Origin of the sequence: Cobetia amphilecti (assembly GCF_032923285.1) — a bacterium.
In the GTDB taxonomy this organism is placed as follows: domain Bacteria; phylum Pseudomonadota; class Gammaproteobacteria; order Pseudomonadales; family Halomonadaceae; genus Cobetia; species Cobetia amphilecti.
The window spans coordinates 401,803-416,955 of the sequence record NZ_CP136695.1 but is presented as its reverse complement, the minus strand read 5'-3'; the positions used below and the strand labels follow the sequence as shown (position 1 = coordinate 416,955).

The 15,153-nt window shown below is 63.0% G+C and carries 13 protein-coding genes; 3 read left to right on the top strand and 10 right to left on the bottom strand.

The features are described 5' to 3' along the window. Positions 1-42 precede the first annotated feature (42 nt). Complete coding sequence (locus R1T44_RS01845) at positions 43-591, top strand: hypothetical protein (protein WP_317292469.1); 549 nt, start codon at positions 43-45, stop codon at positions 589-591. Positions 592-735: 144 nt separating this feature from the next. Here R1T44_RS01845 and R1T44_RS01840 read toward each other — a convergent pair whose 3' ends face one another. The 7 genes from R1T44_RS01840 to hemE all read right to left on the bottom strand — a co-directional run bounded on the left by R1T44_RS01840 (position 736) and on the right by hemE (position 8,292). Beyond that, entirely contained in the window at positions 736-1,464 is a 729-nt protein-coding gene (locus R1T44_RS01840; protein ID WP_043331784.1) for an amino acid ABC transporter ATP-binding protein, read from the bottom strand. Between the two features lie 78 nt (positions 1,465-1,542). After that, positions 1,543-2,667 (bottom strand): amino acid ABC transporter permease, encoded by a 1,125-nt coding sequence (locus R1T44_RS01835; RefSeq protein WP_043331588.1) that lies wholly within the window; start codon positions 2,665-2,667, stop codon positions 1,543-1,545. A 10-nt stretch (positions 2,668-2,677) separates the two neighbouring features. After that, positions 2,678-3,868: an amino acid ABC transporter permease gene (locus tag R1T44_RS01830; RefSeq protein WP_043331589.1), complete on the bottom strand. Its 1,191-nt coding sequence runs from the start codon at positions 3,866-3,868 to the stop codon at positions 2,678-2,680. A gap of 241 nt (positions 3,869-4,109) precedes the next feature. Then, positions 4,110-5,135, bottom strand: a complete 1,026-nt coding sequence (locus tag R1T44_RS01825; protein WP_153635024.1) for an amino acid ABC transporter substrate-binding protein — start codon at positions 5,133-5,135, stop codon at positions 4,110-4,112. Between the two features lie 430 nt (positions 5,136-5,565). Next, positions 5,566-6,429: a polyamine aminopropyltransferase gene (gene speE / locus R1T44_RS01820; RefSeq protein WP_317292468.1), complete on the bottom strand. Its 864-nt coding sequence runs from the start codon at positions 6,427-6,429 to the stop codon at positions 5,566-5,568. A gap of 287 nt (positions 6,430-6,716) precedes the next feature. Further along, positions 6,717-7,103 (bottom strand): VanZ family protein, encoded by a 387-nt coding sequence (locus R1T44_RS01815; RefSeq protein ID WP_215823670.1) that lies wholly within the window; start codon positions 7,101-7,103, stop codon positions 6,717-6,719. 91 nt (positions 7,104-7,194) lie between these two features. After that, a complete protein-coding gene (gene hemE / locus R1T44_RS01810; protein ID WP_043331592.1) occupies positions 7,195-8,292 on the bottom strand; it encodes a uroporphyrinogen decarboxylase in 1,098 nt (365 codons plus the stop codon). Between the two features lie 324 nt (positions 8,293-8,616). Between hemE and ribA the strand changes: the two genes are divergently transcribed. Next, on the top strand, positions 8,617-9,252 hold the full coding sequence (gene ribA / locus R1T44_RS01805; RefSeq protein WP_043331593.1) for a GTP cyclohydrolase II: 636 nt from the start codon (positions 8,617-8,619) through the stop codon (positions 9,250-9,252). A 314-nt stretch (positions 9,253-9,566) separates the two neighbouring features. Continuing rightward, on the top strand, positions 9,567-10,196 hold the full coding sequence (gene trhA / locus R1T44_RS01800) for a PAQR family membrane homeostasis protein TrhA (RefSeq protein ID WP_052384316.1): 630 nt from the start codon (positions 9,567-9,569) through the stop codon (positions 10,194-10,196). 158 nt (positions 10,197-10,354) lie between these two features. On the opposite strand, the gene R1T44_RS01795 is transcribed toward trhA, so the two are convergent. The 3 genes from R1T44_RS01795 to dxs all read right to left on the bottom strand — a co-directional run bounded on the left by R1T44_RS01795 (position 10,355) and on the right by dxs (position 15,153). Then, complete coding sequence (locus R1T44_RS01795; RefSeq protein ID WP_317292467.1) at positions 10,355-11,656, bottom strand: DUF4172 domain-containing protein; 1,302 nt, start codon at positions 11,654-11,656, stop codon at positions 10,355-10,357. Positions 11,657-12,361: 705 nt separating this feature from the next. Continuing rightward, positions 12,362-12,991, bottom strand: a complete 630-nt coding sequence (locus tag R1T44_RS01790; protein ID WP_317292466.1) for a glutathione S-transferase family protein — start codon at positions 12,989-12,991, stop codon at positions 12,362-12,364. Positions 12,992-13,230: 239 nt separating this feature from the next. Continuing rightward, a complete protein-coding gene (dxs, locus tag R1T44_RS01785; RefSeq protein WP_192839048.1) occupies positions 13,231-15,153 on the bottom strand; it encodes a 1-deoxy-D-xylulose-5-phosphate synthase in 1,923 nt (640 codons plus the stop codon).

The following is a 15,153-nucleotide window of genomic DNA, read 5'->3' as shown; positions in this document are numbered from 1 at the left end:
ACCGCTCCCCTCATCCTGTGGTCTTTTCTCGGAGAAGTTTCGATGCGCAATCTGCTCCTGATGCGCCGCCCGCTGCCCCGGCGCGTGCTGGTCACCGCTCACCTGATGCTGCAGCTGGGATTGCTGGCGGCTGCCTGCGGCTGGACGCTGCAGCACTTGACGCCCATCGGGCCTGACAACTCGCTGGTCGCGCAGTGGCCGGTACTGGCGCAGGGTGTCGGCGGCTTCCTGCTGGCCTTCGTGATGACGCGCCTGCTGTTCGAGTTGCTGATGGCGCCGCATCACCTGCTGAGCATTCGCGGGGGCAACCACACCCTGGATGCCGCGGCGCTGGTGACGCGCTCCATCTCGCGCCGTCCGGCGGTGCACGACAATGACGACAGCTGGGTCGGCAAGCCACGCAGCGTCACCTGGCCGCGCGAAGGCGAAGAAACGCCCGCTGCCACAGCGGCGGCAGCGACAACTGCCGATGCGCCTGCCGCTGCATCGCCCAAGGCCGCAGCCAAGCCGCAGGAGCCAAGCCTGGGCAGCGATGAAGAACTGCCAGACACCAACAGCAGCGAAGTACGCCGCACCGAGCCCAGCCTCTAAACGAGCCTCTTTATCCAGAGCAATGAGTTGATAGTGAGCACCCACTGACTGCCTTGCGACTCACACACGAAAACGCCACGCGTGATGGAAATCACGCGGGGCGTTTTCTGTTTACGGCTTACAGCATCCGATCAGTCCGTGGCCTCAATGCCCCAGAATCTGGCTGAGGAACAACTGGGTCCGCTCGGACTGCGGGTTGTTGAAGAACGGCTCCGGCGCGTTCTCTTCGATGATCTGGCCCTGATCCATGAAGATGACGCGGTCGGCGACGGTCTTGGCGAAGCCCATCTCGTGGGTCACGCACAGCATGGTCATGCCTTCATTGGCCAGTTCGACCATGACATCCAGCACTTCCTTGATCATCTCCGGGTCCAGCGCCGAGGTCGGCTCATCGAACAGCATCACTTCCGGGCTCAGACACAGCGAGCGCGCGATCGCGACACGCTGCTGCTGGCCGCCGGACAGCTGACCGGGGAACTTGTGGGCCTGATCGGCGATGCGCACGCGCTCCAGGTACTTCATGGCTTCGGCTTCCGCCTCGCGGCGCGGTCGCTTCTGCACCCAGATCGGCGCCAGACAGCAGTTCTCGAGCACCGTCAGATGCGGGAACAGGTTGAAGTGCTGGAACACCATGCCGACGTTGCGACGGATCGCCTCGATCTGCTTGATGTCCTGGGTCAGCGGCATGCCGTTGACCACGATATCGCCTTCCTGATGCTCCTCGAGATGATTGATGCAGCGGATCATCGTCGACTTGCCGGACCCCGAGGGGCCACAGATGACGATACGTTCGCCCTTGCGCACGCTCAGGTTGATGTCGCGCAGCACGTGGAAGTCGCCGTACCACTTGTTGAGACCCTTGAGCTCGATCATCGGGCGCTCATCGGCGCCGGTGTTGCCCTGCGAGGCGGATGTTGTCGTTGTCATGATGAAGATTCCTTGGCGCCGTGATCAGCGCTTCTTGTGACCGGTATGCAGCAGGCGCTCGAGATACTGGCTGTAGCGCGACATGCTGAAGCAGAAGACCCAGAAGACCAGCGCCACGAAGGCATAGCCCTCGATGGAGTAGCCCAGCCATTTGGGGTCGGCGAGACCGGCCTGCACGATGGCGAGCAGATCGAAGAGCCCGATGATCAGTACCAGCGAGGTGTCCTTGAACAGGGCGATGAAGGTATTCACGATGCCGGGAATCATCAGCTTGAGCGCCTGGGGCAGCACGATCAGCCCCATGTTGCGCCAGTAGCCCAGCCCCAGCGCCATGCCGGCCTCGGTCTGCCCCTTGGGGATCGCCTGCAGGCCACCACGCACCACTTCCGCCATGTAGGCACTCTGGAACAGGGTGATGCCGATCAGCGCGCGCACCAGCTTGTCGAGATTGACCTCGCCGGGCACGAACAGCGGCAGCATCACCGAGGCCATGAACAGCACCGTGATGAGCGGCACGCCGCGCCAGAACTCGATGAACACCACACAGATGCTCTTCACGATCGGCATCTCGGAGCGACGCCCCAGCGCCAGCAGGATCCCCAGCGGCAGTGCCGCCACGATACCCACCACCGCCAGCACCAGTGTCAGCATCAGGCCGCCCCACTCGTGGGTGCCGACGATCTCGAGGCCGAAGCTGCCGCCATGCAGCAGGAAGTAGGCGATGAAGGGGAACACCGCCAGGCTGACGATGGCGACCCAGCCCTTGGCCGGCAGCTTCGGAATCGCCAGCCAGGCGATCAGAGCCGCAAAGACGGCGAAGACGATATCGACCCGCCAGGTTTCCTCACTCGGGTAGAAGCCGTAGATGAACTGATCGAGACGCGCACTGATGAACACCCAGCAGGCGCCCTCCCCCGTGCAGTCCTCTCGTGAGGTGCCGCTCCAGCTGGCATCGATCAGCGCCCACTGCAGGCTGGGCACCACCAGCAGGTAGACCAGATACAGCGCGAACAGCGTGAACAACGTATTGATCGGTCCGGCGAACAGATTGCTGCGCAACCAGGCCACCGCGCCGATGCTGTCGCTCGGCGCCGGACGGGAATCGATCATCTTCTCGGTGACCCGTGACAGGGTCTTTTCAATCGACATGGGCAGACCCTCAGCGCTCGACCAACGCCATGCGGGCGTTGAACCAGTTCATGAACATGGAGACCAGCAGACTGATGGTCAGATAGACCAGCATCGTCATGGCGATCACTTCGATGGCCTGACCGGTCTGGTTGAGCGTGGTACCCGCGAAGACCGAGACCAGATCGGGATAGCCGATGGCCGTGGCCAGCGACGAGTTCTTGATCAGGTTCAGGTACTGGCTGGTCAGCGGCGGGATGATGACGCGCAGCGCCTGCGGCACCACCACCAGACGCAGTGTCATGCCACCGGACAGCGACAGCGCCCGTGACGCTTCGGTCTGGCCGTGCGGTACCGCTTCGATGCCGGAACGCACGATCTCGGCAATGAAGGCAGCGGTATAGACCGACAGCGCGACCCACAGGGCGAGGAACTCGGGGACGACCGTGATACCGCCACGGAAGTTGAAGCCCTTGAGTTCCGGCAGCTCCCAGCTCAGCGGCATGCCCATCGCGAAGTAGGCCAGCAGCGGCGCCACGATGATCAGGCCGAGCGAGATCCAGCCTGCCGGCAGGCGCTGACCGGTACGTGCCTGACGCTGACGGTTCCAGTAGCTGAAGATGCCGCTGGCGACGACGGCCAGCACGAACACCGCAATCACCACCGAGAAACCGCTGGAGGTGATGGGGGCCGGCACGAACAGACCGCGCACGTTGAGGAAGAACGCCTCGCCCAGCGACAGCGAGCCACGCGGACTCGGCAGGGTTCTCAGGACGGCGAAATACCAGAAGAAGATCTGCAGCAGCAGCGGGATGTTGCGGAAGACTTCGATATAGACCGCCGCCAGCCGTGAGATCAGCCAGTTGGGGGACAGACGCGCGACCCCCATGACGAAGCCGATCACGGTCGCGGCGATGACACCCAGCGCGGATATCAACAAGGTATTGAGCAGGCCGACGATGAAGGTATCGCCATAGGTGGATTGCTCGGAATAGTCGATCAGGCTCTGCAGGATGCCAAAGCCTGCGGTGTTGTCCAGAAAGGCAAAGCCGGTGGTGATGCCACGGCTTTCGAGGTTGGTCAGGGTATTGCTGACGATGATCGCCAACACACCGAACACGCCTGCCAGCATCAATAGCTGGAAGATCAGTGCCCGCTTGGCCGGGTCACGCCAGAATGGCGGCTTGACCGTGGCCGGCGGGCGAGAAGCAGGTTGTGTCATACAGGCAATCTCCGCCGGAAAGCTATGCGACTTCCGCCTGCCGTCCTATCGAACGGCAGATCAGTTATCTCTCGGCACTCGATGAATGGGTCACGAGGTACAGGCTGGGGCTCATTAACCGGGGCCCACATGACGCTGGCCAGAGGAAGTGGAGCAAGACGCTCACTTCCCCTGGCCAGCGTCCTTGCTCAGCCTGTCATGAGGGGCAAGGCCCACCCGCAGTACAGGGCGAGCCCGCGCATCAGCGAACCGGCGGGGCGTACTGGACGCCGCCATCGGTCCACAGTGCGTTCAAGCCGCGCTCGATACCCAGTGCGGAGCCGGTACCGACGTTGCGCTCGAACATCTGGCCGTAGTTACCGACCTGCTTGATGACCTGGTAGGCCCAGTCAGCCGGCAGCCCCATGGCTTCCCCGTAGTTGCCATCGGCACCAACCAGGCGCGCGACGTTCGGGTTGGTGTCCGACTTCTTCTCTTCGATGTTGTCGGAGCTCAGACCCATCTCTTCGGCGTTGATCTGCGCGAACAGGGTCCATTTGACGATGTTGAACCACTGGTCATCGCCCTGACGGACGACGGGGCCCAGCGGTTCCTTGGAGATGACTTCCGGCAGCACCATCGCGGATGCCGGATCGGAGAGCTTGATACGCAGCGCGTAGAGCTGGGATTGGTCGGAGGTCAGGACGTCACAACGACCGGCTTCGAAACCCTTGACGGTCTGGTCGGAGGTATCGAAGACGACCGGCTCGAAGGACATGTCGTTCAGGCGGAAGTAGTCCGCCAGGTTGAGCTCGGTGGTGGTGCCGGACTGGATGCAGACGGCTGCCCCGTCCAGCTCCTTGGCACTGGAGACGCCCAGGTCCTTGCTGACCATGAAGCCCTGGCCGTCGTAATAGTTCACGCCAGCGAAGTTGAGGCCCAGTGAGGTGTCACGGGTCGCCGTCCAGGTGGTGTTGCGGGACAGGACATCAATCTCGCCGGACTGCAGCGCGGTGAAACGCTCCTTGGCCGTCAGCGGCACATAGCGCACCTTGCTGGCATCGCCCAGCACGGCTGCCGCGACGCCGCGGCAGACATCGACATCGAGGCCCTGCCAGTTACCGGCGTCATCCGGTGCCGAGAAGCCCGGCAAGCCGGTGCTGACGCCACACTGGACAAAGCCCTTTTCCTTGACGCTATCCAGGGTCGCGGCACTGGCGCCTGTCGCCATGGAGGCGGCCAGGACAGCGGCGCTAGCGATCAGCAGTGGCTTCTTGTTGTTATGCATCGTGATTCCCTCGCGAAAGTCTGGAGTCCGCTCGATCAGCCTCGAGTCAGAAGTGGTGCAATGCATTGCATGGCACCTACCGACAATAGCAAGCCGCGTTCCAATTTCCGCCTATCGCGTGATCCGCTGCGTTCAACGCTGAAAAAAGCGCTAAAACCCAGTGTTATAGGCCAAAGCCTCGGGGTGGGGCGGCGGATCATTCCGCGCGATTGCCGCGCAGTTAGGCTCATGGCGAGACCAGTTCGCCTCATATCGGTGCAAAATAAAAACGGCCGTTTCATTGCGAAACGGCCGTTGGCGGTGCAGCGATGTGGCGCGAGTGGCAGATTGCGACCAATGTCTCGGTCTGCCTGACTCAACGCTTGTTCATCCCATCAGGCACGTTTTCGTGCCTGATGGGACTCCCTTGCCACCGCAAGGTGCATGCAGATCACTTCTCCAGCAGGCGCTGCATGAAGGGCGGCAGCACCAGGGCGGCGCGATGGCCTTCGACGGTATAGAAGTCACGCGCGAAGGTGGCGGCAGCGGCATCTTCCTCGCGGAAGGACTTCACGTCACAGCCCTTGCCCGCCAGGGTGCAGCTCCACCAGCCGGACGGATACACCGGCTGCGGGAACGGCAGGGTCGCGACGCTATCAAAGCCCGCTTCGCCCATGTCGTTGCGCAGGTCCTTGATGATGGAATCGGTGTGATAGAGCGGGGACTCGCTCTGCTGCACCATCAGGCCGCCCTGCTTGAGGATACGATGGCAGCGCTTGAGGAAGTCGGTCTTGAACAGACCTTCCGCCGGGCCGACCGGGTCGGTGGAATCGACGATCAATACGTCGATGCTCTCGTCCGGGCAGTTGTCGACCCACTTGACGCCATCCTCGAACAGCAGCTCGGCGCGCGGGTCGTCATTGGACTCGACCAGCGCCGGGAAGAATTGCTCGGAGGCACGCGTGACCGCCGGATCGATATCGATCTGGGTGACCTTCTCCACGCCCGGGTGCTTGAGCACCTCACGCAGGGTGCCGCAATCGCCACCGCCGATGATGACGACACGCTTGGGGTCTGCATGAGCGAACAGCGCCGGATGCGACATCATCTCGTGATAGAGGAAGTTGTCACGGTCAGTCAGCATCACGCAGCCGTCCAGCACCATCAGGTTGCCGTAGGTCTCGGTGGCATAGACTTCGAGGTGCTGATAAGGGGTCTGCTCGTCATGCAGCTTGTGGCTGACATTGAGCGAGAAGGCGCTGCCGTGGCGATCGAAGATTTCGGTAAACCAGGAGCCATCGAGACGTTCGGTCATGGGGGACCCTCGCATTGGATATCACAGACGGGATATCAAGGTATGGATAGAGACGGCACGATGGCCATCGGAAATTGCGCCAATCAGCACAGCGCCAGCGTCAGGCCGGCAGTTCACGGCCCGCATGACGACCACGCGGCGTGATGTCGTGATACGCGACATGCCGGGCAAGCGCCAACATGGCGCAGGCGCTGCACCATAGCCAAAGACGGCCAGAGTGGAAAGTGTTGATGCATGACAATTTCAGACAGGCCGCATATCGATGACACGCGGCCCGGGGGAGAGGCTCAGCGAGAGGCCGGCCCGAGGCGGACCAGATGGAGAATCAGCCTGACACACTGGAACACCCCCAGCCCGATGAGGATGCCGGCGAGGTCCGCCAGCGCATCCAGCACCTCAGCGCCGCGATAGGGAATCGCCAGCTGCAGACATTCGATGGCGACGCCCAGCAGCAGCAGGAGCGGCAGGATGATCAAGCTGGTCAAGCCCGCCAGCCGTGTCGTCAGCGCCAGCAACGCGAAGGCGGAGAAATGCTGCAGCTTGTCCCAGGGGAAGGTCTGCTCCGGGTGCGGCACGCCCGGGGAGAGCGTGCCGAACAGGATCAGCAACAGGCACAGCAGAGCCACGAAGGCCCAACCGCGGCGCGGGATGAGACGCTGCTCGACCGGCGTCATGCTGACACCCCCGCTGGCCGCCCTGCTGCTTGCCACCTTCTATAGGCAGCAACAGGGGTGGCAGCAGAGAAGACCATGAAGGGCTCTCCCATCAGCCGCGGGCGACCGGTGTCGCATTGGCGGCGTCATCCTGATGGTAGGCCGGGCTCAGCTCGTGCAGCGCGTCCATCAGGGCATTGACGTTACCCGGGTCGGTGAACTGGCTGATGCCGTGCCCCAGGTTGAAGATGTGGCCCGGGCCCTGGCCGTAGCTGTCGAGAATGCGCCCGACTTCGGCACGAATGGCGGCCGGCGTACCGAACAGCGCATTCGGGTCCAGGTTACCCTGCAGGGCCACACGATGGCCGACACGCTCACGCGCATTGGACATCTCGGTGGTCCAGTCGAGGCCGACGGCATCACAGCCGGTGGCGGCGATGTGTTCGAGCCACTGGCCACCATTCTTGGTGAACAGGATCACCGGTACACGGTTGCCTTCGCTGTCCGGCTTGAGGCCAGCGACGATCTGCTCCATGTAGCGCAGCGAGAACTCGAGGTAGGCCGGCGTGGACAGGGTGCCGCCCCAGGTATCGAAGATCTGCACCGCCTGAGCACCCGCGGCAATCTGGGCGTTCAGGTAGTCGGTGACGGCCTGCGCCAGGGTGTCGAGCAACTGATGCATGGCTTCCGGATTGGAATACATCAGGCCCTTCACATGACGGAAGTCCTTGCTGGAACCGCCCTCGACCATATAGGTGGCCAGTGTCCACGGGCTACCGGAGAAACCGATCAGCGGCACGCGGCCGTTCAGCTCACGGCGGATGGTGGACACGGCACGCATGACGTAATCGAGATCACGCTCGACATTCGGCACGCTCAGCGCCGCGATTTCCTCGGCAGTCCGCACTGTCTTGCGGAATTTCGGGCCTTCGCCAGTCTCGAAGTAAAGGCCCAGCCCCATGGCATCCGGGATGGTCAGGATGTCGGAGAACAGGATGGCGGCATCCAGCGGGAAGCGTTCCAGCGGCTGCAGCGTCACCTCGCAGGCACGCGCGGTGTCCATGCACAGGTCCATGAAGCCACCGGCCTGACCGCGGACTTCGCGATATTCCGGCAGATAGCGGCCAGCCTGGCGCATCATCCAGACGGGAGTACGGTCGACCGGCTGACGGGCCAGCGCGCGCAGGAAGCGATCATTCTTCAAGGTCATCGGAATCACACATCAGCTCGGGGAATGTCTCGGCATTCTATCAGAGCCTGAGAAAAATCCCGCCCATCGTGGTGATGCAACAAATGCATTGGCAAATCGCCCCGCCTTTGTAGTCCCTTTGCTGGCGTCATCCGGCCATTGTGGTGGTGGCGGCAACAACGCTTTTCCATACAGAGCGATGAGTCATCGGCCACAGACTGGTAAACTCGCCACATGACTGCATGCTGGCCGCCGGTATCTCGAGCGACTCATCGAGACATTGCCGGACCACCGCATGCCCGCGCTTTTTCAGCCCGGCGATTGTCCGGGCGTTCGAGGTGAACAGTGACCATTCGATTCATCGCCGCCTCGCGGCTGCCAACGCCCTGGGCGACCTTCACAATGCACGGTTTCGAGGATGAGACCACCGGCAAGGACCACATCGCCCTGACTCTGGGCGACATCGATGACGGCGCACCGGTGCTGGGCCGCGTGCATTCCGAGTGCCTGACCGGCGACGCCCTCTTCTCGATGCGCTGTGACTGCGGCTATCAGCTGCAGGAAGCGCTCAAGCGCATTGCCGCCGAAGGCCGCGGCGTGCTGCTCTATCTGCGTCAGGAAGGCCGCGGCATCGGTCTGCTCAACAAGATTCGCGCCTATGAGCTGCAGGATGGCGGCGCCGATACCGTCGAAGCCAATGAGCGCCTCGGCTTCGGGGCTGACATGCGCCGCTACGATATCTGTGTGCCGATGCTGGAGCATCTCGGCGTCAGCACTCTCAAGCTGATGACCAACAACCCGCGCAAGGTCGATGCCCTGACCCGTGATGGTGTCACCATCAGTGAGCGCCAGCCGATCACCACCGGCCTGAACCCGCACAACGAGCACTATCTCTCGACCAAGGCGGGCAAGCTGGGCCACATGATGGCACTGGATGATTTCACCCAGGCAAGCGACGTGGATATCGAGCGCAGCGAGTAGCCGCGCGCAGGGGGAGCCTGATGGGCTCCCCCTTCCTTTATAGGCAAATTGACTGGCTGGCACAGCGAGCGTGACATGACGACGTCACCCGCCAGAGAGTAGGCTGGAGTCGAACCCGCGCCGGAGACATCGCCATGCGCAAAGACTCAACGGCTGCATCATCACAGCCTTCTTCATCGCAACCTCAGTCATCACAGCCTTCGTCAACACGGCCCGCCTCGACACCTCCTCAGGCATCGCCCTCTTCCAGCGCATCGCCTGCCGATGACGCGAATTCACGCGATACCTCCGCGACGCCTGCTCTCTATACCCGGCTGGAAGAATGGTTGCACAGCGCCAGCCACGGCATCGGCGCCGTCATGGGCCTCGTCGGCATGATCGTGCTGATCGTGATGGCCAGCCTCGCCGCCGAAGTCGACCCCTGGAAGATCGTCAGCGTCAGCCTCTACGGCCTGACTCTGGTGGTGCTGTATGCGGCCTCGACGCTCTATCACGGTATTCGTCATCCACGCCTGAAATATGCCTTCCAGCTGCTGGATCACTGCGCCATCTATCTACTGATCGCCGGCACCTATACGCCCTTCCTGCTGGTCAATCTTCGCGGCCCGACCGGCTGGACGCTGTTCGCCATCATCTGGTCGCTCGCGCTGGGCGGCATCTTCCTCAAGCTGCGCTGGCCTGAACGCTTCAGCGCCCTGCGCGTGAGCGTCTATCTGCTGATGGGCTGGTTGATCGTGTTCGCCTCGCCGATGCTGGTCGAGAAGCTCTCCGAGACGGGGCTCATCCTGCTGGTCGCCGGCGGCATCACCTATACCCTGGGCGTGATCTTCTTTCTGATGACGCGCCTGCGCTATCACCACGCCATCTGGCACCTGTTCGTGCTTGGCGGCAGTACCTGCCACTTCTTCGCCATCTATACCGCAGTGCTGCCGTATTCCGTATGACGTGATCGGGGCCGCCACGTTGGCCGGCGCTCTCGAGCACACTGGCTTGAGAACACGGCACTGAGAACAAGGAACTGAGAACACCGGCAAGCCACCTCAAAAAAGCGGGAAGGGTCGTCATGACCCTTCCCGCTTTTTTTCGCGATTTTTTTGACGCTTCAGGGCTCGTCTCTCACAGGGCTATCTCCCTGAGGGGCGAAGACCGGCAAGCGATACCGGGTACCGCGCCCGACACCGTAACTTTCCAGTACCTGCTTGGCGGTCAGGTCGGCGAGATCGCGGGCAGCGGTAGGGTCGGAGGTATCGACCAGGGCACGGTATTCGGCGCGCCCCACGCCCTCTTCGTCATCTCGCTCCAACAATGTCAGTACCAGCTCGCGCTGGCGGGCATTCAGCGGCGTACGCGCGTGCTCCAGCCACAGTCGCTCGGCGCGCTGGACGCGCTGGTAATGGAAGGCCGTCCGACGGCCGGCGTCGCGCAGTCGCAAAAGCCACCACTCGGCCCAGACATTCATGTCACCGGGCGCTGCATCCTCCACCTCACCATTGAGCGCGCGGTCCAGCTGCGGCGGCAGCTGATGGCCGCTGGCCGAGGTCTGGGGCTTGCCGAGATAACGCTGCTCCAGCTCGCGCAATTCATCCTGATGCTCGAGCACCACCGAGAACAGCGCCTGGCGGCGCCAGCAGAGTTGCTCCAGCGCTTCCGGCTCCCAGCGCTCGGCGACCTTGCCGACAAACTCGCCCTGCTGCTGCAACGCGGCCAGGGCATCGATTCGTGTCAGCCAGCGCATCAGCAGCAAGCGCCCGATCAAGCCGTTGCCCAAGGCCAGCGGTGCGAGCGCCTGCCAGTGCGCATGCAGCTGCAGGGCATTCAACACCCCTGAGTTATCCACATCCGGTTCTTCCGTCGCCAGACGCTGCCAGAAGACATCCAGCTCCCGGTCCAGCGCATCGGGGTTCTCCGCCGGGGCGCGATAGCGCAAGCGCTTGAGACCGTAACGACCGCTGACCGCTTCGTAGCGCGCCTCGCGCCATGCACCGAGTGGCTGACCACTGCTGCGCGGCAGGAAAGGCCCCAGACGCCGATGCCACTCGAGCACCTGTTGGCGGGTCAGAGGCTGGAATGCCGTGCGCACGACTTCCAGCGTCACATCCACGAAGACGTCGACGCCAGGTGCCGGCCCGCGCGGTGACTCCTGATGGCCGGACTCCAGCCCCAGCGCCTGATAAAGCGCATCACGCAACGCCGCCCGCCCGAGCACCACGCCGGACAGCTGGGCACTGGCTTCCATCTCTTCGCTGAGGAGCGTCGCCTCGAGACGCAGGCGTTGTCGGGGATAGAGATTCTGTCCCTGAGCGACCAGCGGCGACATCACCGCCTGGGTCGCCGCCAACTGCCCCATCAAGGGCATGACCTCCAACCGCCCCCGTGGCCAGTCAGGCTGCTGCCAGATCCACATAAGTTGTTATTCCCATTGAGGTTTTCACCAACATCTTATCAAAAAGATCCGCAATAAACCACATATCGAATCATTTGATGATGCGCAAAACAGGCAAGATGCGCTCACCGCTCTTGATTTGATCAATATCATGTCATGAAAATCTAATAAACCTCTCAACCCCATGATTTTCATCGGATATGTCGCCACTCACAACGCATGAGTACTACCCTCGCCCTCATCACGATCAACACTTGACCACCATGACGAAAACAACCAATTACCGGATCATTAATAGATACTCAAAATATTCAACAGCGCATCATTCACCACCGGATGCCTGAAACCCGCCCTCGATCGAGGGCCTGCCTCGCGCCGCCCTGCCTCGAACCGCCCTGCCTCGAACCGCCCTGCCTCGAACCGCCCTGCCTCGAACCGACCTGTCTCGAACCGACCTGGGTCAGCCCGCCACCAGACAGCCTGGGGCGCGCCCCAGACAGTTGACACCGCTGAACGAGAAAGACGACCTCTCAACCTCGTCAGGCGCCCTGCAAGCGCCTCTGAGACCCAGAAACGAAAAAGGCGCCACCCTGATATCAGGATGGCGCCTCGTGGCGTGTGCGCGCTCTCAGAGCGCTTTCATGGCTTCACTACAGGATATGCAGGACAGGTCAGCCCGTCAGCTTGGCCTGTGGCGGCGTTCGATGACGTTCCCGGCAACAGGGCTCAGTGTTGCTGACGCTCCTCGGCGGCCTGTTGCTCGCGCTGGCGGGCCCGCTCGCAGGCAGGACGCGCCCGCACCTCTTCGCCCCAGTGCTCAAGCACGGCCGGCAGAGGTTGCCCGGCCATCTGCGCCCAGCTGAGGGTCTGGGCGAGGAAGATATCGGCGACACTGAATTCATCGGCCACCAGCCAGCCCTGGCCACCGAAGCGGCGCTGAAGTGCCTTGAGAGCACGCTGGAATTCCCATTGGGCTGTCTGCTTGATGGCATCACAGCGCTGGTCCTCCGGCAGCGCGAAGGTGTGCTTGGCCAATGTCCACAGCGGCTGCTCAAGCTCGGTGGTCAGGAAACTGAGCCATTGATCCATCTGTGCCTGCCCGGCCAGAGATTGTGGCAGCAGGCGCCCTTCACGCGCCGCCAGGTAGCGACTGATGGCACTGGACTCGAACAGGGCCAGCTCACCATCCACCAGGGCTGGCGCCTTGCCGTCGGGATGGATGACCAGATATTCAGGGCTGTGCCCCTCACCGGCCTTCAGGTCCAGACTATGAATCCGGTAATCGAGCCCCAGTTCCTCGAGCGTCCAGGCGACCCGCAGCGAGCGGGAATTCGGATAGCTGTAGAGAGTCAACATGGTCGGGCGCACTCCGTGGCGTTGCGGTGGTGACTGGCGCAGGTGACGGCTTTCGCACCAGCCAGGCCCTGGCTGCTTGAGCAGAGGGCTTGATGGTCATCCAGCATGGGCGGGAAGTCGCGGAGTTTCCATGCATCCTTCGCCGTCTCGGCGCAGGCAGTCACGCAACGAAAAACGCCTGTGGGCAACTCGAACTCTCGAGTCATCCACAGGCGCTTCGGTATTGCATGCCACCAGGATCAGCCGCCGAGGCGAGCCTCGATACTGGCGCGGATGCCGGCGGCATCCAGACCGCAATCACGCAGCAGCTCGACCGGCTTGCCATGCTCGACGAAGCCATCCGGCAGCCCCAGCAGCAACATGGGCTGAGCCAGTCCCGCGTTCAGGTAGAGCTCGGCCACGCCGGCGCCCGCGCCACCCGCGATGGCATTCTCTTCGACGGTCACGACCAGGTCGTGCTCCGCGGCGATCTCGAGCAATGCCTCGCGGTCCAGCGGCTTGATGGAGCGCAGATTGAAGTGGGTCGCGTCCAGCGCCTCGGCGACCTCGGCCACCGGCGTGTTCATGCTGCCCACGGCGACGATGGCGACACGCACCTCGGGGCTGCCGCTGATACGACGACGATATTCCCCCTGACCGATGGCCATTGGCGTCAGGTCGGCATCGGTGGCCACCCCCGGCCCGGTACCGCGCGGATAGCGCACCGCAGCCGGCCCGGGGTGGGCCAGTGCCGCGCTCAGCATGCCACGGCACTCGGCTTCATCGGCCGGCGCCATCAACACCAGCTCCGGCACGCAGCGCAGGAATGACATGTCCAGGCTGCCGTGATGCGTCGGGCCGTCTTCACCGACCAGACCGGCACGATCGATGGCAAAGGTCACGTCCAGTTTCTGCACCGCGACATCGTGGATCAGCTGATCATAGCCACGCTGCAGGAAGGTGGAATAGATCGCCACCACCGGCTTCATGCCTTCACAGGCCATGCCCGCTGCCACTGTCACCGCGTGCTGCTCCGCGATGGCGACATCGTAGTAGCGATCAGGATATTCCTTCGAGAAGCGCACCAGATCCGAGCCTTCCCGCATGGCCGGCGTGATGCCGATGACGCGCGCATCCGCGGCGGCGGCGTCACACAGCCAGTTGCCGAAGACGCTGCAGTATTTCTGCGGCTTGGGAGCCGGCGCGTCGGTGACGGCAGGCGCCTGCTCGGCTGCCTGAGGCGCGGCCTTCTCGAGCTTGGTGATGGCGTGATAGCCGATCGGGTCACGCTCCGCCGGCAGGAAGCCCTTGCCCTTGCGCGTCACCACATGCAGGAACTGCGGGCCATCCAGATCACGCATGTTGCGCAATGTCTGCACCAGCGCCGGCAGGTCATGACCGTCGATGGGGCCGATATAGTTGAAGCCCATCTCCTCGAACAGCGTCGCCGGGCTGATGAAGCCCTTCATGTGCTCTTCGGTACGCTTGGCAAGCTCCAGCGCACCCGGCAAGGGCGACAGCAGTCGCTTGCCGTTGGCGCGCATCTGGGTATACGGCTTGCTGGCCAGAATACGTGCCAGATAGCTTGCCAGGCCGCCGACGTTCTCGGAGATCGACATCTCGTTGTCGTTGAGCACGACCAGCATATTGGCCTTCACGTGCCCGGCATGCGCCAGTGCCTCGAACGCCATGCCAGCCGTCAGGGCGCCATCGCCTATCACCGCACAGGCGCGCCGTGACTCACCCGCCGTGCGGGCGCCGAGCGCCATGCCCAGCGCCGCACTGATCGAGGTACTGGAATGGCCCACCCCGAAGGTGTCGAACTCGCTCTCGGCACGCTTGGGGAAGGCAGACAGGCCGTTGTACTGGCGCATGCTGTACATGGCTTCACGACGGCCGGTCAGAATCTTGTGCGGATAGGCCTGATGCCCCACGTCCCACACCAGACGGTCATGGGGCGTTTCCAGCGCATGATGGAGGGCCACGGTCAGCTCGACCACACCGAGCCCGGCACCGAAGTGCCCGCCGGTACAGCCGACGCTGTAAAGCAGGTAGGCGCGCAGTTCGTCAGCCAATTGGCGCAGCTGTGCCGCGCTCATGGCGCGCAGCGCTTGAGGTGTCTCGACCGCATCGAGCAGTGGCGTCGCGGGGCGCGCCTGAGGTATCTCGTCAAACAGCTTCAT